Source organism: Stenotrophomonas maltophilia group sp. Smal32 (assembly GCF_030237085.1).
Taxonomy (GTDB): Bacteria; Pseudomonadota; Gammaproteobacteria; order Xanthomonadales; family Xanthomonadaceae; genus Stenotrophomonas; species Stenotrophomonas maltophilia_Q.
The window spans coordinates 38,673-61,248 of the sequence record NZ_JASJSI010000001.1 but is presented as its reverse complement, the minus strand read 5'-3'; the positions used below and the strand labels follow the sequence as shown (position 1 = coordinate 61,248).

Below are 22,576 nucleotides of genomic sequence, written 5' to 3'. Positions count from 1 at the left end.
TCGCGGGGAAAGGTAGAGATTAGCCGTTCGCAGCAGCGGCAGCAGCCGAGCCTGCGTTCTGCGTGCGGGTTCCGGCCTGGTTGGCGCTGCACGCACGGGCGTACTCGCCCAGGCACAGGCCGATACGGTGCTGCACCAGTGCGGTGGGGGTGTTGGCGAGGGTGCCCTCGCGCACGGCACGGTACTGCTCCGGCAGGTACTGGCTGAGCAGTACCAGCGGCGGCGCGTGCCGTTCCAGGTTGGCGAACAGGGTCTGCACCGCCTGCACCAGCGCGGGCTCGCCCCAGTAGTAGCGGCAGCGGTCGCTGAAGGAATAGCTGCGCAGCAGGCGCAGCGCTGCCTCATCGCCCTGGTAGTAGGACTGCCAGTACTTCGGCTGCGCCACCATCACTTCATCCAGCACCTGCGGCAGGCGCGAGCACTGCGCCGCCGGCAATAGTTCGGCCTCGATCGCGGCCAGCGCGAACAGCGCTTCGCGGTAGGCGAAGGTCGCCGCCGGGCCGACCTTGAGGATGGCGAAGTGGTCGCGCACCAACGCGTGCAGGCCGCTTTCGCGCTGGTAATCGGTGGAATGCGCTTCGAACACGATGCGTGGCTGCTGTTCGAGGAAGTCAGCCAGCGCGCTGGCAGCGGCCGCGTCGTACTCGTGCACGCTGCTGTGGTCGAAGTCCACGCCCGGCTGCACGACCATCGCGATCACGCGCTGCCACGCGTCGCGCAGCAGCGGCGTGTCGAACGCCTGCTGGTGGATGGCCAGGGTCTGCGCGGCGGCGGCCGGCGTGGTCACCTGCAGGCCCTCGGCCAGCGAGGCTTCGCCACCGGGAATCGGCACCTCGGTACCGATCACGTAGACCGGCGGCGGCAGGCCATGATCCGCAGCGGTGCGCTCAGCGATTTCAGCCAGCTCGGCCGAACGCGCTGCGACGATGGCGTCCGGCAGCGGCACCGGGTCATCGGCGCAGGACATGCTGCAATCGAGGTGGATCTTGTGGAAACCGGCGGCGACGTAGGCTTCGATCAGCACGCGCGCGTGGGTCATCGCTTCGGCAGCCGGGCGCTTCTGCCAGGCATTCGGGCCGAGGTGGTCGCCACCCAGGATCAGCCGCTCGCGCGGGAAACCTTCCTCATCGGCCAGCGTGCTGACGTAATCGCGGTACTGCGGCGGAGTCATCCCGGTGTAGCCGCCGAACTGGTCGACCTGGTTGGAGGTGGCCTCGACCAGCAGCACGGTGCCGTGCGCCAGCGCCACGTGCATGGCCGCACGCAGCACCTGCTCGTTGCTGCAGCAGACGCTGTACAGGCCGACGTTGGCACCGGCGCGGTGGGAGGCAAGCAGGGTCTGCAACGGGGACATGGTCAGGCTCCGGTCAATCAGGAAAACGAGGGTTGGCAGGCGAGCAGGGCGGCACCACGGGCGCCACCGGCATCGCCGAAGCGCGGCGGCACGATCGGCGGAACCTGCACGCCGTTGAACAGATGCGCCGAGACGGCGGTTGGCAGCTGCTGGTACAGCGGTGCGTACTGCGACAGGCCGCCGCCCAGCACGATCACGTGCGGGTCCAGCGCCAGCACCAGCGCGGCCAGGCTGTGGCCAAGCAGATCGCGGTGGATGTCGAGCGCCTGGCGCGCACGCGCGTCGCCGGCCTCGGCCAGGGCGATCACCGCGCTGGCATCCACCGCACTTCCACCCAGATGGCGCTCGATCATCGCCAGCCCGCTGCCGGACACGTAGCGCTCCACGCAGCCCTGCAGGCCGCAGGCGCAGTCGATCAGTGGCAGGCCATGGCGCTGCAGCAGGTGGCCGGGCACGCTCCAGTGGCCCCATTCGCCGGCCAGGCCGTTGAAGCCGGACAGCAGGCGACCCTGCAGGCAGAAGCCGCCGCCGGCGCCGGTGCCGAGGATGGCGCCGAACATGCTGGGATAGCCGTCGGCGGCACCGCCGTGTGCTTCCGACAGGGCAAAGCACTGCAGATCGTTGCCGAAGTGCAGCGGGCGCTGCAGGCGTGCCTGCAGGTCGGCGGCCACGCTATGGCCGGTCAATGCCGGCACATTCGCGCTCAGCTGGCGGCCGCTGCGGTGATCGCGCACGCCGGGCAGGGCGATGCCGATGGCCGCATCACTGCGACCCAGCGCGGCATCGGCCTCGGCGACCAGGGTCACCACCGCCTGCAGGAAACCGTCGTAGTCGCCCTGCGGCGTGCTGACCCGACGGCGCCAGGTGACCTGCATCGCCGCATCGCACGCCACCAGCTCGATCTTGGTGCCGCCGATGTCGATGCCGTAGCAGGCGTGGGCGATCAGCTCAGCCATGGTGGATGGTGACGCCCTTGACGACGCGGTTGACGGTGCCGTCCGGGAACGGGTTGTCCGGGGTCAGGCCGAGTGCGGCCGAGCGCTGCAATGCGAACAGCTGCGCGAAGCCCAGCCACACCGGCGCCAGCCAGGGGTCGTCGAATGCAGTGTGAAGCGGCGGCACCACAAGGGTGTACTCGTCATCGGCGCCGATATCCGAGTGCGGGCCGATCGCCAGCACCTGGCCGGCCACGCCGTCGCGGCGCAGTTCTTCCAGCAGGTCCTGTTCGTAGCGGCGCGCCAGTGGCTGCACGCTGCGCAGCACCACCACCAGCGTATTGCCGTCCAGCGTCGACTTCGGGCCGTGGCGGAAGCCCAGCGGCGTGTTGGCCAGTGCCAGCACGCGGCCGGCGGTCAGCTCCAGCACCTTCAGTGCACACTCGCGGGCCAGCGCTTCCAGCGGCCCGCTGCCAAGATAGATCACGCGGTTGAACGGGCCCTGCGCAAGCGTTGCCACCGGTGCATCCCACTGCGCTTGGCCTTCACGGGCCAGCGCGGCGACCTGCTTCAGGCGTGCCACGCGGGCATCCCACGACGAGCGGTCGAACACAGTCAGCGCAGCCAGCAGCATGCAGGTCAGGCTGCTGGTCATCGCGAACGCGCGGTCGCAGCTGGCCGAGGGCATCAGCAGGGTGCAGGTATCTGCGCGGCCGGCGCCGCGGCGGGCGAGTTCGCCATCGGCGTTGCAGGTGATGTCGAGGAAGCGTGCGTCATCCACATCGGCGCGCACGCGGTCCACCGCAGCCACGCTTTCCGGGCTGGAACCACTGCGGCCAAACGACACCAGCAGGGTCGGGCGGTCGCGCTGCAGGTACAGCGCCGGGTGGGTCAGCAGGCTGGTGGTGTGCACCACGCGCACCTCGGCCGGCCACTGTGCATTGATCGCGTCGGCCACCATTTCAGCGATGAAGCCGGAGCTGCCGGCGCCGGTGAACAGCACGCGCTGGTTCGGGTCATTGAGGCTGTCGCCGAGGAAGGCCTGCAGGCGGTCGCGGGCACGCGACAGGTCCTGGGCGAGGGATTCCCACAGGGCAGGCTGCTGGGCGATTTCGGTAGCGGTATCGGCTCCGCCCAGGCGCTGCCAGGCGGACACATCGGAAAGCAGGGTGACGTCCATTCGGAGGTTCCAGTTGGGCCAGCGCACCATCTGCGTTTTCTTTCGAAATGTCAAATAGCGAAAGCAAAAAGAAAGAAAATGTGACTACGGCTTCGCTCTGACCAGAGCACGTCGGAAAACGCAAGAATCCGCCGGATGCCGTATCGCACAATGCTTAACAGGCGGCTGCAAGCGCTTACACAAAGTATTGCGACGCAACAACTTTCGTTTCAATGGAATATATCTTCCTTTTTCCTTTCAATTTGTTGACATCTTTCGAATCGCTGCCCTAGAGTCGGCCCAATCGCTTTCGAAACGCCCGGTGAACGGGTTGGGAGTCCGCGTGGAAAACTGCGTTCGTCGCTCGCCGCTGATGCTGGCCCTGTTGCCGGCATTGATGCTGGCGTCCATGCCGGCCCGGGCCGAGCCGGTCGGCAACCTGCGTTCGGTCAGCGCCAGCGACAGCCGCGATGGCGTGCGCGGCTGGGACCTGCAGACCGACAAGGGCGCGCGCATCCGTATCGAACTGCCGGCCACCGACATCATCCGCGTGCAGGCCGGCCGCAACGGCAAGCTGACCGGCGCCGGCGACAAGGCCGCGCCGATCGTGCTGCCGCAGCCCAAGACGAACGTGCAGGCGCAGCTGGAAGAAGACGCGCAGGAAATCCGCGTGCGTACCGATGCGCTGGTGCTGCATGTGCAGCGGCAGCCGCTGCGCATGCGCCTGGAACGTCTGGACAACGGCCAGCCCACCGCGCTGTGGCAGGAACTGCAGCCGCTGGACCTGGATGCCGCGCAGAGCGTGCAGGTGCTGTCCTCGCAGGCTGACGAAGGCTATTTCGGTGGCGGCCAGCAGAACGGCCGTTACCAGTTCAAGGGCCGCGAGCTGGACGTGTCCTACTCCGGCGGCTGGGAAGAGGGCGACCGTCCCAGCCCGGCACCCATGCTGCTGAGCAGCCGGGGCTGGGGCATGCTGCGCAATACCTGGAGCGATGGCAGCTACGACCTGCGCCAGCCCGACCAGGCCACGCTGCTGCACCGCGAAGACCGTTTCGACGCGTACTACTTCGTCGGCGCCGACCTGCCCAAGCTGATCGAGCGCTACACCCAGCTGACCGGCCGCCCGAACATGGTGGCGCGCTGGGCGCTGTCCTATGGCGATGCCGATTGCTACAACGACGGTGACAATGCCAAGAAGCCCGGCACCGTGCCCGAAGTCTGGAGTGACGGCCCGACCGGCACCACGCCGGATGTGATCGACTCGGTGGCCAAGCAGTACCGCGAGCACGACATGCCCGGTGGCTGGATCCTGCCCAACGATGGTTACGGCTGCGGTTACAAGCAGCTGCCGGAAACGGTGAAGGGGCTCGCCGGCTACGGTTTCCGCACCGGCCTGTGGACCGAGAACGGTGTCGACAAGATCGCCTGGGAAGTGGGCAAGGCCGGCAGCCGCGTGCAGAAGCTGGACGTGGCCTGGACCGGCAAGGGCTACCAGTTCGCGATGGACGCCAACCGCCAGGCGTTCAACGGCATCCTCGACAATTCCGATTCGCGCCCGTTCCTGTGGACGGTGATGGGCTGGGCCGGCATCCAGCGCTACGCTGTGGCCTGGACCGGCGACCAGAGCAGCAGCTGGGACTACATCCGCTGGCACGTGCCGACCCTGGTCGGTTCGGGCCTGTCCGGCATGGCCTATGCCAGCGGTGATGTGGATGCGATCTTCGGCGGCAGCGCCGAGACCTTCACCCGCGACCTGCAGTGGAAGGCGTTCACCCCGGTGCTGATGGGCATGAGCGGCTGGTCGTCGAACGCACGCAAGCACCCGTGGTGGTACGACGAGCCCTATCGCAGCATCAACCGCGATTACCTGAAGTTGAAGATGCGCCTGACCCCGTACATGTACGGGCTGGTGCACGAGGCCGCGCAGACCGGCGCGCCGCCAGTGCGTGGCCTGATGTGGGACAACCCGCGCGACCCGCACGCGCAGGATGAAACCTACAAGTACCAGTTCCTGCTCGGCCGCGACCTGCTGGTGGCGCCGGTGTACCGCAGCCAGGCCGCCAGTCGTGGCTGGCGTCGCGACATCCACCTGCCGGCCGGAGGCTGGATCGACTACTGGGATGGCCGCCGCGTGCAGGCCGGCGCCGACGGCCGCCAGCTCGACCGCCAGGTGGACCTGGCCACGCTGCCGGTATTCGTGCGTGCCGGTGCGATCCTGCCGATGTACCCGTCGATGCTGTTCGACGGCGAGAAACCGCTTGATGAAGTGACGTTCGACCTGTACCCGCAGGGCGACTCGCAGTACACGCTGTACGAAGACGACGGCAACACCCGCCGCTACCAGCAGGGCGAGTCGAGCACGCAGCGGATCCGCGTGCAGGCGCCGGCGCAGGGCAGTGGCCCGGTGCAGGTGCAGATCGACGCGGTGCAGGGCAGTTACAACGGTCAGCTGGCGCAGCGCCGCTACGGCCTGCGTGTGCTCAGCCGCCAGGCACCGCGTGCGGTGCAGGCCGGTGGCCGCGTGCTGCCGGCGCTGGCTGATGCCGCTGCGTTCAACGCTGCGGCTGAAGGCTGGTACTTCGATGCTGCCGAGCGTCGCGGCACCCTGCGTGTGCGGACCGCCAGCCAGGACATCCGCCAGCCGCTGCAGCTGCAGCTGGACTTCGCGGTCGCCGCCGCCGCTGCCGACGATGCCTATCCGGCGGCACCGGTGCTCGGCCGCGAACTGCCGGCCGACAGCCTGCTGGTGGTCAACCGCCCGGCCGAAGAACCCGGCCACGCGCTGGAAAATGCCTTCGACGATGATCCCAACACCTGGTTCCGCAGCGTGCGCAACCAGGCCGTGCGCACCGGTGCGCATGAGTGGGTGATCGGGTTCGGTGAGCGGAAGATGATCGATGGCATCGACATCGCGCCGCGCAACGACAAGAACTGGAAGCACGGCCAGGTGCGTGACTACGAGGTGTACCTGGGCGACAGCAATGGCGAGTGGGGTGAGCCGATCGCACGTGGCCGCCTGCAGTTGAAGGAGGGCGTGCAGCGCATCGACTTCCCGGCCCATGCCGGCCGCCTGCTGCGCTTCCGCGTGCTGAGTGTGCAGAACCCCGAAGGCGACGGCGCCAGCAGCACCGACCCGATGGTCACCGCCGCGCAGGGCAGCGCCCGTGCCTTCGATGCGCTGCAGCCGCGCGACGTCGGCCCGATCGCATTGTCCACCTTCCACATCCTCGAACACCAGGAACCGGAGCGACCGGCCCGGCAGCGCTATCTCTCCGAGCTGCCGGTGCCGGCCGCGCTGGCCAGCCAGGTGCGCGCCGACCAGCCGTTCCGTGGCGATGCCGGCATGCGCATGAACGGCCTGCAGTTCCGCCGTGGCCTGGGCGTCGGCGCCAACAGCCGCATTGACCTGCGCCTGCAGGGCGGCTGGCACCTGCTGCGCGCCGACCTCGGCATTGACGACGCGTGCCGCAGCGCCGGCGGCCTGCAGTTCCAGGTCTGGGGTGACAACCGCCTGCTGTACGACAGCGGCCTGGTGAAGGCACCCGGCGTGGTCAAGCCGGAGCTGGACATCCGTGGCCTTTCCACCCTGAGCCTGCGCACGCTGGGTGCGCAGGGCAGCCAACCCGCCCAGGTCTGCGCCAACTGGGCCAACGCCGTGCTGATCGGCCAGGAGGGCGACTCCGCCAGCATCGTCGCCCCATGACCCCCTCGTAACACCGCTCCTCCCCCCGCCCATTCCGACTACGGCCCTCATGGCCGTGGCCCGGGAGCGTTTTGCCCGCCGAACGCCCACGCGCTCACTTATTGCGCTGCACCCCTGCCAGGAGAGAACCCCGATGTTGCCCGCACGCCACCACCGCCCCCCCTGTCGTTCGATCGCTCCGCTGTCGCTGGCCATCGCCGGCGTGCTGCTGTCGGTCGCCGTTCCTGCCTTCGCCCAGGAGAGCAAGGACAAGGCCACCGACCTGGCCCGCATCGAGGTCACCGGCTCGAACATCCGCCGCACCGACGTTGAAACCGCCTCGCCGGTGCAGGTGATCAGCAAGCAGGACATCCAGAACATGGGTGCGCGCACGCTGCTGCAGGTGCTGGACAACCTGCCGGCCGCCCGCCCGGCGCAGCAGGACGCGCGCTCGCTGTTCACCGGCTCCGACGGTGCCTCGCAGGCCAACCTGCGTGGCCTCGGCGCGCAGGGCACGCTGGTGCTGCTGAACGGTCGTCGCCTGTCGTACTACGGTGCACCGGCCGGCTTCCAGACCCAGTTCGTCAACATCGATGCGATTCCGGCTGCGGCCATCGAGCGCATGGAAGTGCTGACCGACGGCGCCTCGGCGGTGTACGGCACCGACGCGGTGGCCGGCGTGATCAACGTGATCACCAAGCGCAACTTCCAGGGTGCCGAGGTCAGCTTCACCAACGACACCTCTTCGCGCATCGACTCCTACGGCGAACGCCAGGCCAGCATCACCGCCGGCTTCGGTGACCTGGCCGAGAACCGCTTCAACATCTACGGCGCGGTGAACATGTACCGCCGCGACGCGATCCCGCTGAGCGATTTCTACGACAAGCGGCCCGACCAGTACTACGTCAACAATCCGAACTACCTCAACAACCTGCGCCTGGGCGTGGGCAGCAAGCCGGGTGAATTCAATCCGGGTACTTACTTCGCCTTCGATCCGGTCACCGGCCGCCGTGTGCAGGAAGCTGCGCCGGGTTGCAGGAACGTGCTGACCAGTGAAGCGGCCGGTCCGCGTTGCGTCTGGGAAACCTGGATGAACAACGAGATCGACGCCGGTGCCAAGTCCGAGCGCAACACCGCCTACCTCAACGGCACCTTCCTGGTCGGCGACAGCACCGAGATCTTCGCCGAGGCGACCTACACCGACATCGACCTGCGCGCCAACGGCGGTACGCCGCGCACCTACGGCACCACCACCGGCAACCCGACCAGCTGGTTCTCGCGCAATACCGGCAACACCGTCAACCAGTTCCTGTACCCGTTCCTGGGCCCGAACAACGAGTACAACCACGCCAGCCCGCAGATGAAGGCGATGATGGGCGGTGTGGTCGGCCTGAACTACCTGCTGCAGGATGCCGGCCCGAACTATTTCGGCCAGCGCAATACCGACAAGAGCTACCGCGTGCTGGCCGGTGCGCGTGGCAATCGGGGCGACTGGAACTGGGAAACCGCGTTCGCCAGCGCCGGCACCCACTCCACCACCTACCAGACGATCAACGTCAACACCAAGGGCTTCGAGAAGGCCTTCGGCCCGTACACGATCGATCCGGGCACCGGCCGCGTGATCATCTCCGACCATCCGGCGTACAAGTTCGGCGAGATCAGCGAAGCCAACGCCGCACTGATCCGTGAAGCGTTCCCGACCTTTGACATCCAGTCGTGGACTCGCCTGCACACCCTCGACGGCAAGATCGAAGGCCCGCTGTTCCAGCTGCCGGCCGGTGAGATGCGTGCGGCATTCGGCTTCAACGCCAGCCGCGAAACCTTCTACACGCCGGGTAACGCCGATGCAGCCAACGGCCTGATCACACAGCAGGGCGGCTCGTGGTTCGACGGTAAGCGCAACACCTACGCGCTGTTCGCCGAAACCGTGGCACCGATCACCGACAAGCTGGAGCTGGATGCTGCGGTGCGCGTGGACAAGTACCCGAACTTCAGCGCCAACGTGGCGCCGAAGATCGGCTTCAAGTACCAGGCGTTCGACCAGCTGATGCTGCGCGGTACCTATTCCACCGGCTTCCGCGCACCCAGCCTGGCCGAGTCCGGCAATGGTGGTGTATTCGCGCAGCTGGGTGGCTTCCGCGACGAGCTGCGCTGCAACGAGACCAACGCCATCGCCAACCTGTTGCTGAAGTCGCAGCGGCCGGGTGATGTCGACCTGGGCAAGAACATGCTGAACGTCGACTGCAGCCGCACCGTGGCCCGCATGACCCAGCCGAACAAGGACCTGAAGCCGGAGAAGGCGAAGATCGCCACCCTCGGCTTCGTGTACGAGCCGGCGAGCTGGCTGTCGGTGTCGGCCGACTACTGGTTCATCTACCGCAACAACGAAATCGTCGCGCCGGACTATCGCCGCATGGAAGACATCATCTCGATGTCGCGCTCGCCGATCACCGACAGTGACCGTGCCAACCTGGCCCAGCTGGCGGCGATGTGTGCCGATCCGGCCAGTGGCGTGAGCTGCCCGTCGGTGCTGCCGGGCTACTCGGCCGGCAACGTGGCCAGCGTGGTGGGCCAGTACAAGAACCGTGGCAAGACGCTGATCGACGGTTTCGACATCGATGCGCGCAGCCGCTTCTCGCTGGGTGACTGGGGCAACCTGAACATCGGCCTGGCCGCCACCATTGCCAACCGCAACCGCTTCTACATGGATGCGGAGAATGGCTGGTACTACGGCGACGTAGTGGGCTACTACAACAACCCGCGCCTGCGTGCCACGCTCAATGCCGACTGGACCTACAAGCAGGTCACCACCAGCATGTTCGTCAACTACGTGGGCGGCACCAAGTGGGCCACCGACCAGGTCGATGAAGTGAGCAACAACAAGGAAACCTGCACCGGCGGCTACCTGGCCCTGCAGAAGAGCAAGTGTGATGGTGCGCCGTCGTGGTGGACCGCCAACATGAGCGTCACCTGGCGCCCGGATGATGCCTGGAACCTGAGCTTCACCGTCAAGAACCTGTTCAATCGGCTGCCGTTCTACGATCCGAACAGCTTCCTGGGTGACTCCAGTGACTACGCAACCATCTTCGGCCGTGGTTACAGTGTGACCATCGGCTACCGTTTCAAGTAATTCCGTTTGCGTGACCTGGCGTGCCGGCTGCGGCCGGCACGCTGCCAAGAGGAGAGATGTTTGCCATGAAGCGTAGGGAATTCATCGCGGCCAGTGCCGCTGTCGCCGCCAGCAGCCTGCTGCCGCAGACCCCGGCCTGGGCGCGTGGCCGAAAGGTGCGCCTGGCCATGATCGGTACCGGCATGCGTGGCCTGGTGCTGCTGAAGGAGCTGGTGCGCCGCGACGACGTCGAGGTGGTCGCGCTGTGCGACATCGAACCGATCATGCTCGGCCGTGCCATGGACATGGTGGCCAAGGCCGGCAAGCCGGCTCCGAAGACCTACGGCCAGGACCGCGATACCAATGCCTGGAAGCGCCTGCTGGAACAGAAGGGCATCGATGGCGTGATCATCGCCACGCCGTGGGAATACCACGCGCCGATGGCGATTGCCGCGATGCAGGCCGGCGTGGCCGTGGGCTGCGAAGTGGTGGCCGGCATCACCCTGCAGGACCACTGGGATGTACTGAAGACCCAGCTGAGCACGGGCACCCCGTACATGCTGCTGGAGAACGTCTGCTACCGCCGCGACGTGATGGCCGCGCTGCAGATGGTGCGCCAGGGCCTGTTTGGCGAACTGGTGCACCTGCAGGCCGGTTACCAGCACGACCTGCGCGGCGTGAAGTTCAATTCCGGCGACCCGAACCAGCCCTACGACAGTGGCGTGGAATTCGGTCCCAAGGGCTGGAGCGAAGCACGCTGGCGCACCGAGCATTCGGTGCAGCGCAATGGCGAACTGTACCCCAGCCACGGCATTGGCCCGTGCGCGATGTACACCGGCATCAACCGTGGCAACCGCTTCACCCACATCAATGCATTCGCGACCAAGGCCCGCGGCCTGCACGAATACACCGTGGCCAAGAGTGGCGGCACCACCCACCCCAGCACCAAGGTCAAGTTCAAGCTGGGCGACATCGTCACCACCACGCTGGCCTGCGAGAACGGCGAGACCATCCTGCTGCAGCACGACACTTCGCTGCCGCGCCCGTACTCGATGGGCTTCCGCGTGCAGGGCACCAAGGGCCTGTGGATGGATGTGAACCACTCGATCCACATCGAAGGCCGCAGCCCGCCGCACCAGTGGGAAGAGTTCAAGAAGTACCAGGACGAGTACGAGCACCCGCTGTGGAAGCAGAATGCCGATACCGCCGCCAGTGCCGGCCACGGTGGCATGGACTGGTTCGTCATCCATGCGTTTGTTGAAGCGCTGAAGGCCAAGGCGCCGATGCCGATCGACATCTACGACGCAGTGACCTGGAGCGCGATCACCCCGCTGAGCGAGCAGTCGATCGCCAACAGCTTCCAGACGCTGGAGTTCCCGGACTTCACTGCGGGTGCGTGGAAGCAGCGCAAGCCGATCTTTGCGTTTGACGGCAGGTACTGACCCGTACTTATAGAGTCGAGCTATGCTCGACTGGCGTGAAGGCAACGCCGGGCACTGCCTGGCGTTGCTGCCCTGCAATGGCAAGCCGTTACCGCGACACCTTGATCTGCGTCAGCCGTCCCCCGGACGCCCTGGCATGCGGTACGCGGAACATTGCACCCGGTTGCACGAGTTCGGCCTGCTGCATCATCTTTGGCCACCACTCCAGAAGACGTGCTGCGCGCTCGTAGTGGTTGAACGTGCTCCAACCTTTGGCCAGCACGAATACAGTCAGGCCGAGGCGTGCGATGGCCTCGCGCTCTGCAGGCCTGCGATGATGATGATCCTGGGTAACGTGCACGCGGATGCCACGCTGGGTGGCCGCTTCGAAGAGTTCGAGGTCGGTCGTGCCGGGCTTCACGAACTCCCTTACGTGGCAGACTTCGTGCTGGTACGTTCCTGCAATGGCGTCGATGGCCCGAGCCAGCGCGGGCGGAAGATTCTCATCGATCTGCGCCTTCAAGGCGCGGCTCGATTCTCGAACTGCAGTGCTTTCTTCACCGCAGTCAGAGGCAGGTCATACAGCTTGGCCACGCGACGCTCGTCGCCACCTTCGGCGCGCAGCGCCTCAACAATGGCGATGGTAGGAACGCCCGATTCGGAAAGGATGGGCTGACCAAAACTGCGCTGGGGATCAAACACCACCGCGCGGGAGCCCTTCAGTGGAAACCATCGTTCGGCACGATCATCGATGCCCAGTTCGATGCCGTCACGCAGTGAAGGTGCGATGACCTTGCGCATCACGTCCTGGCGCTTCACCACATCCACCAAGGCGGCATCGCCGCTGTCGCCCACGAGCTCCATGAAAATGCGGCGCCCATCGGTCTTGAAGCTGGTGCTGGTGAAGGGGTACTCCTTACCGAGCCGCTCGTTCAGCTCTACGATGGTTCGCCGTACCAGGTTGAGTGGCACGCCACATGCGACGAATGTGCGGACGAAGCGCAGCTCGATCAGATCGCGAAAGCCAATGCCATCGATCTCTGAATCGGCCCATTGCGACTTCCACAGGGGAGGGTGGGCTTCCGGATTCCCGTGCTTCCGGCCCTGGTAGCCCTTCAGCCACCGGCGCAGTTCCGATGAGCTGCCACCAATGAAGCGCGCGGCATCGGCGTAGGAATAGAGACCGACGCCGAGGCTGTCCCGTGCTGGCAAGGCGATACCCATGGCAGTGAGTCTACTCAATCCGAATGGAGCTGGAGTACAGAGCCACATTCTGCGCCCCGCAGGACTCATGAAATGAGAACGGGGACGTGCGTGGGCGAATCTGCCCGGTGATTGGCAGGCCGATGCCGACAAGGAAATGGCGCGCCCGGAGGGATTCGAACCCCCGACCAATGGCTTCGGAAGCCACTACTCTATCCGGCTGAGCTACGGGCGCGTTGTAGAACCGCCGCGCCGTCGGCCAGTGCCGGGGCGGGCATCGCAGCGCCATGAGGCGGTGCGGGACCGGCATTCTATCCAGTTTCGCCGAACAAATCTCCCCCCACGGGCAAAGCTCTGCCGGAGGCGCCGGAGTATCCTATCGCCATGGCTGATACCCCCCTCACTTCGCCGCAGTCGCCGGCGACGCCGCGTTGGCGGCATTACTGGAGTCTGATGCGCGCTGATCGCCCGATCGGCACGCTGCTGCTGCTGTGGCCCACCTGGTGGGCGTTGTGGCTGGCCGCGGGCGGCCTGCCGCCGTTGTGGACGCTGTTCGTGTTCACCGCCGGCGTGTGGCTGACCCGCTCGGCCGGTTGCGTCATCAACGACTACGCCGACCGCTGGCTCGACCCGCATGTGGAGCGGACCAAGGCGCGTCCGCTGGCCACCGGTGCGATCAGCGGCCGCGCCGCGCTGGCGCTGTTCGCCGTGCTGATGCTGGTGGCGTTCGGCCTGGTGCTGACCCTGAACGGCCTGACCATCGGCCTGAGCTTCATCGGCGTGTTCCTGGCCGCCAGCTACCCGTACCTGAAGCGCTACACCCACCTGCCGCAGGTCTACCTGGGCATGTCGTTCGGCTGGGGCATCCCGATGGCGTTTGCCGCCGTGCAGGGCGAAGTGCCGATGCTGGGCTGGCTGCTGTATGCCGGCAACATCCTGTGGTCCACCGCCTACGACACCTGGTACGCCATGGTCGACCGCGAGGACGACCTGAAGATGGGCTCGCACTCCACCGCGATCCTGTTCGGCGACCTCGATCTGGTGATCCAGGGCGTGCTGTACGCGCTGTTCCTGGCCACCATGGCGCTGGTTGGCGTGCGCGGCGGGCTGGGCGGTTACTACCTGGCTGGCGTGGCCGTGGCCACGGTGCTGGTGGTCTACGAGTTCTGGATCTGCCGCACCCGCGAGCGCGGTCCGTGCTTCAAGGCGTTCCTGCACAACAACTGGGTGGGCGCCGCGCTGTTTGCCGGCATCGCCGTGGACCTGGCGCTGCGTTGAGACGCGCAGCCGAGCGTAGGCTCGGCTCTACAGCTGACAGTGCTTCTGTAGCGCCCGAGCCCATGCTCGGGCGGCGGCGCACAGCGCCGGGCCTTCCGCCACCTACGACCAATAGGTGGCAGACAGCCCGCACCCTACCGCCCAGAATCGGGCCATCGAACCTGGGAGGGTAGGCGATGGCCTCGACGGCAGCAGTACAGGACGGCTGGATGGCGCGCGCAGCGCTGCGCTCGGCCGCCTGGGCGGAAAAGTGGTTCCCCGACGCGTATGTGTTCGCGGTGCTGGGCGTGGTCATCGTCGCGCTGGCCGCGATGAGCTTCGGCTCGACCCCGCAGGCCACCGCCAGCGCCTTCGGTGACGGCTTCTGGAGCCTGATTCCCTTCACCATGCAGATGGCCTTCGTGGTCATCGGCGGCTACGCCGTGGCGACCGCGCCGATCGTTGCACGCTTCATCGATTTCCTGGCCCGGGTGCCGCGCACCGGCCGTGGCGCGGTGGTGTACGTGGGCCTGGTCAGCATGCTCGCCTCGCTGCTCAGCTGGGGTTTCTCGCTGGTGTTCGGTGGCCTGCTGGTGCGCGCGCTGGCACGCCGTACCGAGCTGCGCATGGACTATCGCGCGGCCGGTGCTTCGGCCTACCTGGGTCTGGGCGCGGTGTGGGCAATGGGCCTGAGTTCGTCGGCCGCACAGCTGCAGGCCAACCCGGCCAGCATGCCGCCAGGGCTGGTCGAAATCACTGGCGTGCTGCCGTTCACCGAAACCATCTTCCTGTGGCAGTCGATCGCGCTGACTGCGGTGCTGATCCTGGTTTCGCTGCTGATCGCCTGGTTGACCGCACCGGCCGCCGGCAGCGCTCGCACCGCCGAAGACTTCCCCGGTGCCGCGCAGGCCGAACCGGAGCCACTTCAGCAGCGCACGCGCCCGGGCGAGTGGCTGGAATACAGCCCGCTGCTGACCGTGCTGCTCTCGCTGCTGGCGTTCGGTTGGCTGTTCAACGAGTTCGCCAACAAGCCGGTGGTCACCGCCATCGCCAACCTCAACACCTACAACTTCCTGTTCATTTCGCTGGGCCTGCTGTTGCACTGGCGCCCGCGCAGCTTCCTCAACGCGGTAGCCAAGGCGGTGCCCAGCACCACTGGCGTGCTGATCCAGTTCCCGCTGTACGGCGGCATCGCAATGATCCTTACCCACGCCGCCGGCGGTGATGGACAGACGCTGGCGCACCGGCTGTCGAGCCTGTTCGTGCACGTGGCCAGCACTGATTCGTTCGCGCTGGTGATGGGCGTCTATTCGGCCGTGCTGGGCTTCTTCGTGCCGTCCGGTGGTGGCAAGTGGATCATCGAGGCACCGTATGTGATGCAGGCCGCCAACGAACTGAAGGCGCACCTGGGCTGGGCGGTGCAGGTCTACAACGCCGCCGAAGCACTGCCGAACCTGATCAATCCGTTCTGGATGCTGCCGCTGCTGGGCGTGCTGGGCCTGAAGGCACGCGACATCGTGGGCTTCACCTTCATCCAGTTGCTGGTGCACATTCCGCTGGTGCTGGGCCTGTTGTGGTTGCTGGGCATGACCCTGGCCTATGTGCCGCCGGTGATGCCCTGAATGCAGGGCGGGCTTCCCTTCGCGCCCCGGTAAGCCAGCCACCTTCAGCGCGTGTTTCCGTCAGCGAATGCCATGAATGCGCGCCGTGCTGACCACGGCATGAGCACATGCCGAACCCGCATGAATCCTTCAGGCGCTTGTGCCGCAAGGGTCTGCGCGGGTTCATTCACAGCCGTACACACGAATGTAGCCGGCCACCCACGCGTGATTAACCAATGGCTGCAGACGATGGCCCCGTCCACCGCATTTCGCGCGTGGCTTTCGGAGAACGGACATGGCACAGCAGAACCAGAACCCGAACCAGAAGCAGCCGGGTCAGCAGAACCAGCAGGATCAGCAGCAGGGTCGTCGTGACCAGCAGCAGCAACAGCAGCAGGACCAGCAGCGCAAAGAGCGCAACCAGCAGCAGGGCGGCCATGACGAAGAAGAATGACCTCGCCGCACACGCGGTGTGACCGGTGAAGCCCCGCCTCGTGCGGGGCTTCGCTTATTCCAGCACGCCGACACGCTGCAGCACCGGCGCCGCCGACATGTCGTTGGGATTGGTGCCAGGCTGGTCCTGCGGCACGTCCATGCCCATCCCACGATACAGGTCGACCCAGTGCTGGGCGATCTCTCCAGTCTGCGGGTTGCGGAAATTCATCGGCTGCAATGCGAACACATGGTGCGCGCGGAAGGCGCGTTCGATGAAGTCCGAGCAGTAGTAGCTGTCCTCGTTCAATACATACGACGTGTTGTACGGCTTGCCCAGCATCGTGCGCGCGGTGGCGACGGCGTCCTTGATCGCGTCCCGCTGCGGCGCGCGCAGGCGATAGACCACGACCTGCCGCTGCTTGGCACGCGTGTCCTGGCGAAACTCGACCAGCGATTGCCGGCGCGATCCCTTCTCGTCCGCGTGCAGCACCTCCCAGCCCTCCGGCGCCGAGGCCACCAGGGCTACGTGATCGAAGCTGGTCGAACCCTGCTTGCCGGTGGCATCGTCGATGGCCGCGCTCAGGCCGCTGCGGCCGGCGGTGACAAACAGCAGGTCGCCTTCGTGGACATCGACGGCCCTCGCCACGCCCGGCCACAGGGCGGGCAGCAGCAGGCCGATCAGGAGCAGGAGGCGATGCATGGACAGTCTCGGACAGGCGGAGTGCCGGAATTGTAGGGTGCGCGCTAGCATGGAGCGACCGGACTGGATTCAGGATGAGCCCATGCATCGATACCCCTCTCCCGTCATGCTGATGCTTGCCTGCAGCATGGTAGTCGCGGCCTGCAAGCCCGCGCCGCAGGCCATGCCCATCGATCCCGCACCCGCTGAGCCTGTGCCGGCCACTACGCCTGCGGTGATCACGCTGGCCCCGGCACCCGCGCGCAGCGAATGCCCTTACCCGGAATTCGACGCCTTCCTGAAGCACTTCGGCAATGAGATCACGCTGCAGGAAAAGGCCACCGCCGACCCGCTGCTGGACAGCTATATCGATGCCGAGGCCGAGCCGGAACCACGCAAGGTGGAAAGCCGGCTGGCGTTGGCCGACGTCGAGTGGCCGGTGATGCCGGATCCTGCCGCACTGGCTGGGCAGGGCCGCGAGCTGCAGGTCAACGCGCTGGCCGATGGGCAGCGCCAGGTGCAGATCCGCACCCCGGACAGCAGCGACCAGCAGACCTATACCTTCGCGCAGACACCTTGCTGGACCTTGGTCAAGCGTGAGGATGAGTCGATCTGAGACCCGATCCGGCACAGGCAGGATGGGGGAGCGGCTGCTACGCTCGAGGTCTGAACCAGGCAGGGAGAGGCCGATGCAGATTCGCAGGATGCGTACCACCACCGCCATTGCCACACTGCTGGCGATGGTGCCTTTCACCAGTCTGCATGCGCAGTCGCTGCACGCCGACGATCGCGCCTACTTCGCCAGCGCCACGGCCGAACAGACCGCGCGTGATGCGTTGGGCAGGCAGCTGGAGGCCCTGCAGCATGCTGCGGGCATCGCACCCGCGGAACGTTTCCAGCAGGCCGAAACCATGGAGGCGCGGTGCCTGCGTCACCACAGCTACCTGCACCTGCAGGCTGCCCGCAATGCGCGCGATCATCGACCGGCACATGCGCTGGACCAGGTGATGGGGCTGTGCAGCCGCATTGCCCGCACCGGTCGCGCCGCGCTGCGCGAGGCGCCTGCGGACGCGGCCTGGGCCGCACCGTATGCCTTCCTGCGCACGCGCGCATTGAAGGAGGCCGCCGCCCCAGCCAATGCCACGCTGGATGAAGCGGTGGATGCATTGGCTGATCCGGCGCTGGACAGTTTCGCGCGCCTGCGCGGGCAGATCCTGCGCACGGCCGAGTACCCGCAGGTCGAGCGCGATGGGCGGCATTGGGATGCGGGGCGTGACAGGCAGGCGCTGGCCCGGCATCCAGATCGCGTTGTGCGCGAGGCGGGATGGAAGGGGTACTGGCAGGGCCTGCAATCGCGCCGCGAGCCGATGGCCTCGGTGCTGCTGGGCCTGGTGCAGGTGAACGATGCGACCGCGCGTCTGCAGGGGCAGGGCTCCGCGCCGGCGCGGGGCTATCAGCACATGGGCCTGGATGCAGCGACGGTGGACGCCACGTTGCGGGCGATCGAACAGCATGCAGGGGATCGCCGCGCCTACCAGGACATGCTGCTGCGCCACGCGGTGCACTCCGGCATCGATGCACCGCAGATCTGGGATACCACGGTACCCGACGCCGGGTACACGCCGCCGGTGCTGACACTGGCGCAGCTGCGCGACAACGCCGCAGAAGCGATGCAGGGGCTCGGGCCGGCGTACGTCGCCGAACTGCGTGCGCTGCTTGATCCGGCCAACCACCGCATGGACCTGGCCACCGAACGTGGTGAGCGCAGCCAGGATGCATTCCCGTTGAACGCACCCGGCGCGCCGGCGATGCTGTTCGTTGGTGTGCGCAGCGGTGATCTGGAAAGCGATGTCGAGATCGCCCATGAAGCCGGCCATGCCCTGCACGGCGAGTGGATGCAGCGTGGCCATGCCTCGCCGTTGCAGCGCAATGGCAGCCCATGGCTGACCGAGGCGTTCGCCATCTACAACGAGCTGCGTTTCCGCGACCAGCTGTACCAGCAGGCACAGGACCCGCGTGCAAAGGCCTACTACCTGAAGTCGCTGCTGGACGACCTGGTGCTGCAGCTGTTCACTTCATCGGAGGAGGCGCAGCTGGAGCAGTCGATCTATCGGGGCGTGGCCGACAACACGCTGGGTACCGCCGATGACCTCGATGTACTGACCGACCAGGTGCTGGCGCGCTTCGGCCAGCAACCGGAGCGCTACCCGCAGCTGCGCAACAGCTGGATCGGCAAGCGCCTGATGTATGACGACCCGAACTATCTGGTGAACTACCTGTATGCGGGACTGCTGGCGGTGCAGCTCTACGTGCAGGACCAGCGCGACCCGGAGAGTTTCCGCCAGCGCTATCTCGCTGTGCTTGGCGAAGGCTTTGATCGCGCGCCGAACGAGCAGGTGGCGCAGCTGCTGGGGCACGCACCGGACTGGCCGGCCATGGTGGAGGCCGATCTGCAGGTGTTCAACCAAGCGGTTGCGCAGTTGCAGGCGCTGCATGTGCAGATCGAGGCAGGGCAGGGCACATGAGGATGCCGCGCAGGGCGACGCGCACCTGGGCCACGGCATGGCTGCTGGTACTGCTGTGCCTGTTGCCGGGGATGGCGATGGCCGCAGCCGCAGTACCGGCACTGGATGATCCAGTGGTGGACACCGCCAACGCACTGTCGGCGGATACCCGCGACACACTGCGCACGCAGGCACTTCAGTTGCAGGCGCGCACCGGCTCGCAGCTGCAGGTGCTGGTGGTCGACCATGTTGGCGACGAGGGCATCGAGGCATACGCACAGCAGGTGTTCGACCAGTGGCAGCTGGGCCGCAAAGACGTTGACGATGGCGTTCTGCTGCTTGTGGCCGTGCAGGATCGCCGTGTACGCATCCAGACCGGTTACGGCCTGGAGGGCGCGATTCCCGATGCCTATGCCGCCCGCATCATCGACAAGGCGATCGTGCCGCGTTTCCGCGATGGCGACCTTGACCAGGGCCTGCTGGATGGAACGAAGATCGTGGTCGCGCTGATCGATGGCGAGGACCTGCCGGCATGGGGAGAGCCATCGATGCGCAACGTGCTGCCGGCCGATTGGCGCAGCGCGGACTCGGTGGTTGCACTGACGCTGCTGGCCGGCTTCCTTGCGGGTCTGTGGCGCTCACCGCCCTCGCGGCCGGCGCCCAGGACGCTGGACGACTTCGCATGCAGGCGTCGCGAGCGCCGGCGTGGGGCGCCGCGCGAGGTCACCACGTCGCAGGCGCGCCCGAAGCCATTGCCGGCCTGGGCCCGCCCGCTGCTGGTGACGGCTTTGGTGGCCGCGGGCCTGCTGGCGGCGGCCATGTGGGCGCCACGCCAGGCACTGGCAGCGATCTGCATCGTCTTGGCGTTGTGCGTACCGGTGGCGAGCCTGCTCGGCTGGTGCTGGCGCCGCAGCCGAGGCCTGCGCGTCGTGTTGCTGGGCATGCTCGGGGTCAGTGCGGGTTTCTGCGTGGTGATGCTGCTGCGTGGACAGTTGCCGCCCAGCCTCGCCCTGCACACGCTGCTGGACCTGGCCGTGGGCATTGCCGCGATGCTGGTGTTCTTCCTCGTACAGGCCTGCCGTGCGCGCTGGCACAAGGACCGCAGCAGCTTCGGGGTGCGGTTCGCAGTGCTCTTGCTGCTGACCGCGGGCTACGCGATCGTCGCACTGCTGGCCATTGATCGGGCCGATCCGGTTGCACGCCTTGCAGCCACGATCGGATGGGGTGCCGGCACGCTCGTGCTGTACTTCGCTTGGGTCTTCACCATGCTGCCAGGTGAGAAGGCACGCGGCGGCCGCAGTTCATCCGGTGGCCACCGCAGCGCATCCAGCACCTCGTCGTCGAGTTCATCTTCGAGCAGTTCCAGCAGCTGGTCCGGGGGCGGTGGCCGCAGCGGGGGAGGCGGTGCATCGGGCAGCTGGTAGTTCAGGCTGCCTGTACGCGCCAGCCGAGTGCAGCGTCCTCCACGACACCCGGGCCGGCTACCTCGCCGACCCGCACCTGCAGTCCCTGCGCATTGGGGAGGTCCTTCTGCTCCGGGAACCAGCGGCGATCGGCCGCCACCACGATCAGCAGGCCTTCGTCGTCGCCCATCGGCGCGAACTGCGCCGAAGGCGGGCTGATCGGTTGCAGGCCGAACCGCAGGCTGGACTGTTCGCGCACGGCATCGACATCGTGACTGGGCAGGCCGACCTCGCTCAGGCAGGTCAGTTCGCTGCCGTGGAAGGCGCCCTGATGCAGACTGGCCGGCAAACGGCGGCGGCCGATCAGTTCCAGGATCAGGCCATCAGGGCCAGTGAAGTACACGGACTGGGACTGCCAGCTGCTCTCCAGCGCGAAGTAGTCCAGTCCCGCCGGATTACGTTGCAGCGGCGTCCGCTCACGCAACCAGGTCATCGCCTCGCTGAAGCGGTTGTCCGGTACGTTGAAGGCCAGGTGCACGCCCCCGACCGGATGATCACCCGCCGGCTGCAGTTCGATCGTGCTCCAGCCGATGTGCACATGATTGCCGACCACGCGCTGCTGCAGCACATCGTGGAAGTAGCTGGCCACGGCACCGACGTCGGAGACCGGCAGGGTGAGGTGCAAAAGGCGCATGAACGTTCCTCCGTGGACGCGACCACTGTAGCTCCGGGCCGTGCCTGGCGGCCACTAGCGCAACGCGTCTGCGAAGAACCGCACCGCTTCATCCACCGCTTCCTGGTGGGTTTTCGCCCTGGGGACCAACGTGTTGCACAGCCCGGGCAGCCTCTGCCCGCCGACAGCGGTACAGGCCGCCAGGAAGTCGTAGTGACCCACGTCCGGCAGGCGTTGCAGCGTTGCGCGCGGAATCTGTGCCTGTGCGGCCTCACCATTGGTCTCCGGTGGCGCGACAGCGTCTGCGGTCCCCAATATGATCGACACCGGCTGCCGCAACGCGGACAGCTGCGCGGGCGCGAACGCCTGCACGATGGCGGGTGCCAGCAGGAACACGGCACGCACGCCGGGAATCGTGCGCTGTGCGTCGGCCTCGGCGATCCAGGGGGCAAGCGCGGGTGAAGCCGCAGCGGCCCGGCGTGCCTGCATCGTGTGCGTGGCCGCCTCCTGTTGCGGTTGGCAGACGCCGTCATCCGGGTGTGCGGTGCAAAAGGCCAGCAGTCGCTGCAGGCTGGGCCGTGCACCGGCGGCCAGCAGCGCGGTGTAGCCACCGGCCGAGAAGCCGACCACGCCCAGCCGTTCAGGATCGACATGCGGGCCCAGGATCGGATCGGCCTGCACGGCGGCCAGCGCAGCGCGCAGGTCATCCGCGCGCAGCCAGCTCAGCATGCTGCCGGCCAGCGTCATCTCGTCGGCACCGTTGTTGCCGGGATGATCCACCGCGATCACCAGATAGCCGTCCCGCGCCAGCGCCGTGCCCAACCAGCCCATCATGCGTGCGCTGCCGCCGTTACCGTGCGACAGCAGCAGCGTCGGCAGGCGAGCCCCCGCGACGCGAGCATCCATCGCTGCGCGTCCGACCTCGAACAGCGGCGCGTCGGGCGGGCCGATGGTCAGGGCGGTTTCCCGGCTGCCGGCCACCGCTGGGTACCAGACCGTGTAGCGCAGCCCATCGTGGTGCTGCGCATCGCGTACAGCTGCGCTGGCCACGGTGGTGGCGCCGTGGCGCTCGCCGGCCGCCTGCGTCTCGCTGCCCTCGGCGATGGCAGTGGAGACCATGAGGATCATTCCCAGCACAGCGGCCATCATGCGCATCTTCAA

The 22,576-nt window shown here is 66.9% G+C and carries 17 protein-coding genes and 1 tRNA gene; 9 read left to right on the top strand and 9 right to left on the bottom strand.

The features are described from left to right. Positions 1 to 19: 19 nt before the first annotated feature. Genes QRO91_RS00240 through QRO91_RS00230 form a run of 3 tightly spaced genes read right to left on the bottom strand, consistent with a single transcriptional unit; the run spans position 20 to position 3,469 of the window. Entirely contained in the window at positions 20 to 1,354 is a 1,335-nt protein-coding gene (locus QRO91_RS00240) for a D-tagatose-bisphosphate aldolase, class II, non-catalytic subunit (protein ID WP_049431898.1), read from the bottom strand. A gap of 17 nt (positions 1,355 to 1,371) precedes the next feature. Beyond that, positions 1,372 to 2,310, bottom strand: a complete 939-nt coding sequence (locus QRO91_RS00235) for an ROK family protein (protein WP_049431901.1) — start codon at positions 2,308 to 2,310, stop codon at positions 1,372 to 1,374. Next, positions 2,303 to 3,469, bottom strand: coding sequence for an SIS domain-containing protein (locus QRO91_RS00230; protein ID WP_049431904.1), 1,167 nt, complete (start codon positions 3,467 to 3,469; stop codon positions 2,303 to 2,305). Before QRO91_RS00230 ends, QRO91_RS00235 begins: the two co-directional genes overlap by 8 nt. Before the next feature lie 322 nt (positions 3,470 to 3,791). On the opposite strand from QRO91_RS00230, the gene QRO91_RS00225 reads away from it, so the two are divergent. The 3 genes from QRO91_RS00225 (at position 3,792) to QRO91_RS00215 (ending at position 11,681) form a co-directional block, all read left to right on the top strand. Next, on the top strand, positions 3,792 to 7,151 hold the full coding sequence (locus QRO91_RS00225; protein ID WP_197650189.1) for a TIM-barrel domain-containing protein: 3,360 nt from the start codon (positions 3,792 to 3,794) through the stop codon (positions 7,149 to 7,151). Between the two features lie 133 nt (positions 7,152 to 7,284). Then, complete coding sequence (locus QRO91_RS00220; RefSeq protein WP_005414779.1) at positions 7,285 to 10,260, top strand: TonB-dependent receptor; 2,976 nt, start codon at positions 7,285 to 7,287, stop codon at positions 10,258 to 10,260. Positions 10,261 to 10,325: 65 nt separating this feature from the next. Then, positions 10,326 to 11,681 (top strand): Gfo/Idh/MocA family protein, encoded by a 1,356-nt coding sequence (locus QRO91_RS00215; RefSeq protein WP_197650190.1) that lies wholly within the window; start codon positions 10,326 to 10,328, stop codon positions 11,679 to 11,681. Positions 11,682 to 11,769: 88 nt separating this feature from the next. Here the strand turns inward: QRO91_RS00215 and QRO91_RS00210 are convergent, their stop codons facing one another. From QRO91_RS00210 to QRO91_RS00200, 3 genes are all read right to left on the bottom strand, one after another. Then, on the bottom strand, positions 11,770 to 12,183 hold the full coding sequence (locus QRO91_RS00210; protein ID WP_049431911.1) for a DUF5615 family PIN-like protein: 414 nt from the start codon (positions 12,181 to 12,183) through the stop codon (positions 11,770 to 11,772). Then, a complete protein-coding gene (locus QRO91_RS00205; RefSeq protein WP_049431914.1) occupies positions 12,180 to 12,884 on the bottom strand; it encodes a DUF433 domain-containing protein in 705 nt (234 codons plus the stop codon). Before QRO91_RS00205 ends, QRO91_RS00210 begins: the two co-directional genes overlap by 4 nt. 137 nt (positions 12,885 to 13,021) lie before the next feature. After that, positions 13,022 to 13,098 (bottom strand) — tRNA-Arg (locus QRO91_RS00200). A 149-nt stretch (positions 13,099 to 13,247) separates the two neighbouring features. Between QRO91_RS00200 and ubiA the strand changes: the two genes are divergently transcribed. From ubiA to QRO91_RS00185, 3 genes are all read left to right on the top strand, one after another. Then, positions 13,248 to 14,141: a 4-hydroxybenzoate octaprenyltransferase gene (gene ubiA, locus QRO91_RS00195; RefSeq protein ID WP_100441780.1), complete on the top strand. Its 894-nt coding sequence runs from the start codon at positions 13,248 to 13,250 to the stop codon at positions 14,139 to 14,141. 176 nt (positions 14,142 to 14,317) lie between these two features. Continuing rightward, entirely contained in the window at positions 14,318 to 15,742 is a 1,425-nt protein-coding gene (locus QRO91_RS00190) for a short-chain fatty acid transporter (RefSeq protein ID WP_197650191.1), read from the top strand. A gap of 274 nt (positions 15,743 to 16,016) precedes the next feature. Continuing rightward, positions 16,017 to 16,175 carry a hypothetical protein gene (locus QRO91_RS00185; protein WP_014038817.1) on the top strand — a complete coding sequence of 53 codons (159 nt, stop codon included), beginning with the start codon at positions 16,017 to 16,019 and terminating at the stop codon, positions 16,173 to 16,175. 54 nt (positions 16,176 to 16,229) lie between these two features. Here QRO91_RS00185 and QRO91_RS00180 read toward each other — a convergent pair whose 3' ends face one another. Further along, on the bottom strand, positions 16,230 to 16,856 hold the full coding sequence (locus tag QRO91_RS00180) for a YiiX/YebB-like N1pC/P60 family cysteine hydrolase (protein ID WP_197650192.1): 627 nt from the start codon (positions 16,854 to 16,856) through the stop codon (positions 16,230 to 16,232). A gap of 82 nt (positions 16,857 to 16,938) precedes the next feature. Here QRO91_RS00180 and QRO91_RS00175 point away from each other — a divergent pair, with 82 nt between their 5' ends. The 3 genes from QRO91_RS00175 to QRO91_RS00165 all read left to right on the top strand — a co-directional run bounded on the left by QRO91_RS00175 (position 16,939) and on the right by QRO91_RS00165 (position 20,763). Continuing rightward, entirely contained in the window at positions 16,939 to 17,451 is a 513-nt protein-coding gene (locus tag QRO91_RS00175; RefSeq protein ID WP_197650193.1) for a hypothetical protein, read from the top strand. Between the two features lie 73 nt (positions 17,452 to 17,524). Beyond that, a complete protein-coding gene (locus tag QRO91_RS00170) occupies positions 17,525 to 19,360 on the top strand; it encodes a M3 family metallopeptidase (RefSeq protein WP_285310177.1) in 1,836 nt (611 codons plus the stop codon). A 2-nt stretch (positions 19,361 to 19,362) separates the two neighbouring features. After that, positions 19,363 to 20,763: a TPM domain-containing protein gene (locus tag QRO91_RS00165; protein WP_336621498.1), complete on the top strand. Its 1,401-nt coding sequence runs from the start codon at positions 19,363 to 19,365 to the stop codon at positions 20,761 to 20,763. 1 nt (position 20,764) lies between these two features. Here QRO91_RS00165 and QRO91_RS00160 read toward each other — a convergent pair whose 3' ends face one another. Both QRO91_RS00160 and QRO91_RS00155 read right to left on the bottom strand, forming a co-directional pair. Next, positions 20,765 to 21,436 carry a VOC family protein gene (locus tag QRO91_RS00160; protein WP_049431932.1) on the bottom strand — a complete coding sequence of 224 codons (672 nt, stop codon included), beginning with the start codon at positions 21,434 to 21,436 and terminating at the stop codon, positions 20,765 to 20,767. A 54-nt stretch (positions 21,437 to 21,490) separates the two neighbouring features. After that, a complete protein-coding gene (locus tag QRO91_RS00155) occupies positions 21,491 to 22,570 on the bottom strand; it encodes an alpha/beta fold hydrolase (protein WP_049431934.1) in 1,080 nt (359 codons plus the stop codon). Between the last annotated feature and the right edge of the window lie 6 nt (positions 22,571 to 22,576).

Coding starts and splice junctions, on each gene's coding strand:
- QRO91_RS00170 (WP_285310177.1), top strand. CDS start 17,525: ATGCAGATTCGCAGGATGCGTACCACCACCGCCATTGCCACACTGCTG.
- QRO91_RS00190 (WP_197650191.1), top strand. CDS start 14,318: ATGGCCTCGACGGCAGCAGTACAGGACGGCTGGATGGCGCGCGCAGCG.
- QRO91_RS00215 (WP_197650190.1), top strand. CDS start 10,326: ATGAAGCGTAGGGAATTCATCGCGGCCAGTGCCGCTGTCGCCGCCAGC.
- QRO91_RS00165 (WP_336621498.1), top strand. CDS start 19,363: ATGCCGCGCAGGGCGACGCGCACCTGGGCCACGGCATGGCTGCTGGTA.
- QRO91_RS00240 (WP_049431898.1), bottom strand. CDS start 1,354: ATGTCCCCGTTGCAGACCCTGCTTGCCTCCCACCGCGCCGGTGCCAAC.
- ubiA (WP_100441780.1), top strand. CDS start 13,248: ATGGCTGATACCCCCCTCACTTCGCCGCAGTCGCCGGCGACGCCGCGT.
- QRO91_RS00155 (WP_049431934.1), bottom strand. CDS start 22,570: ATGCGCATGATGGCCGCTGTGCTGGGAATGATCCTCATGGTCTCCACT.
- QRO91_RS00205 (WP_049431914.1), bottom strand. CDS start 12,884: ATGGGTATCGCCTTGCCAGCACGGGACAGCCTCGGCGTCGGTCTCTAT.
- QRO91_RS00175 (WP_197650193.1), top strand. CDS start 16,939: ATGCATCGATACCCCTCTCCCGTCATGCTGATGCTTGCCTGCAGCATG.
- QRO91_RS00220 (WP_005414779.1), top strand. CDS start 7,285: ATGTTGCCCGCACGCCACCACCGCCCCCCCTGTCGTTCGATCGCTCCG.
- QRO91_RS00230 (WP_049431904.1), bottom strand. CDS start 3,469: ATGGACGTCACCCTGCTTTCCGATGTGTCCGCCTGGCAGCGCCTGGGC.
- QRO91_RS00185 (WP_014038817.1), top strand. CDS start 16,017: ATGGCACAGCAGAACCAGAACCCGAACCAGAAGCAGCCGGGTCAGCAG.
- QRO91_RS00160 (WP_049431932.1), bottom strand. CDS start 21,436: ATGCGCCTTTTGCACCTCACCCTGCCGGTCTCCGACGTCGGTGCCGTG.
- QRO91_RS00235 (WP_049431901.1), bottom strand. CDS start 2,310: ATGGCTGAGCTGATCGCCCACGCCTGCTACGGCATCGACATCGGCGGC.
- QRO91_RS00180 (WP_197650192.1), bottom strand. CDS start 16,856: ATGCATCGCCTCCTGCTCCTGATCGGCCTGCTGCTGCCCGCCCTGTGG.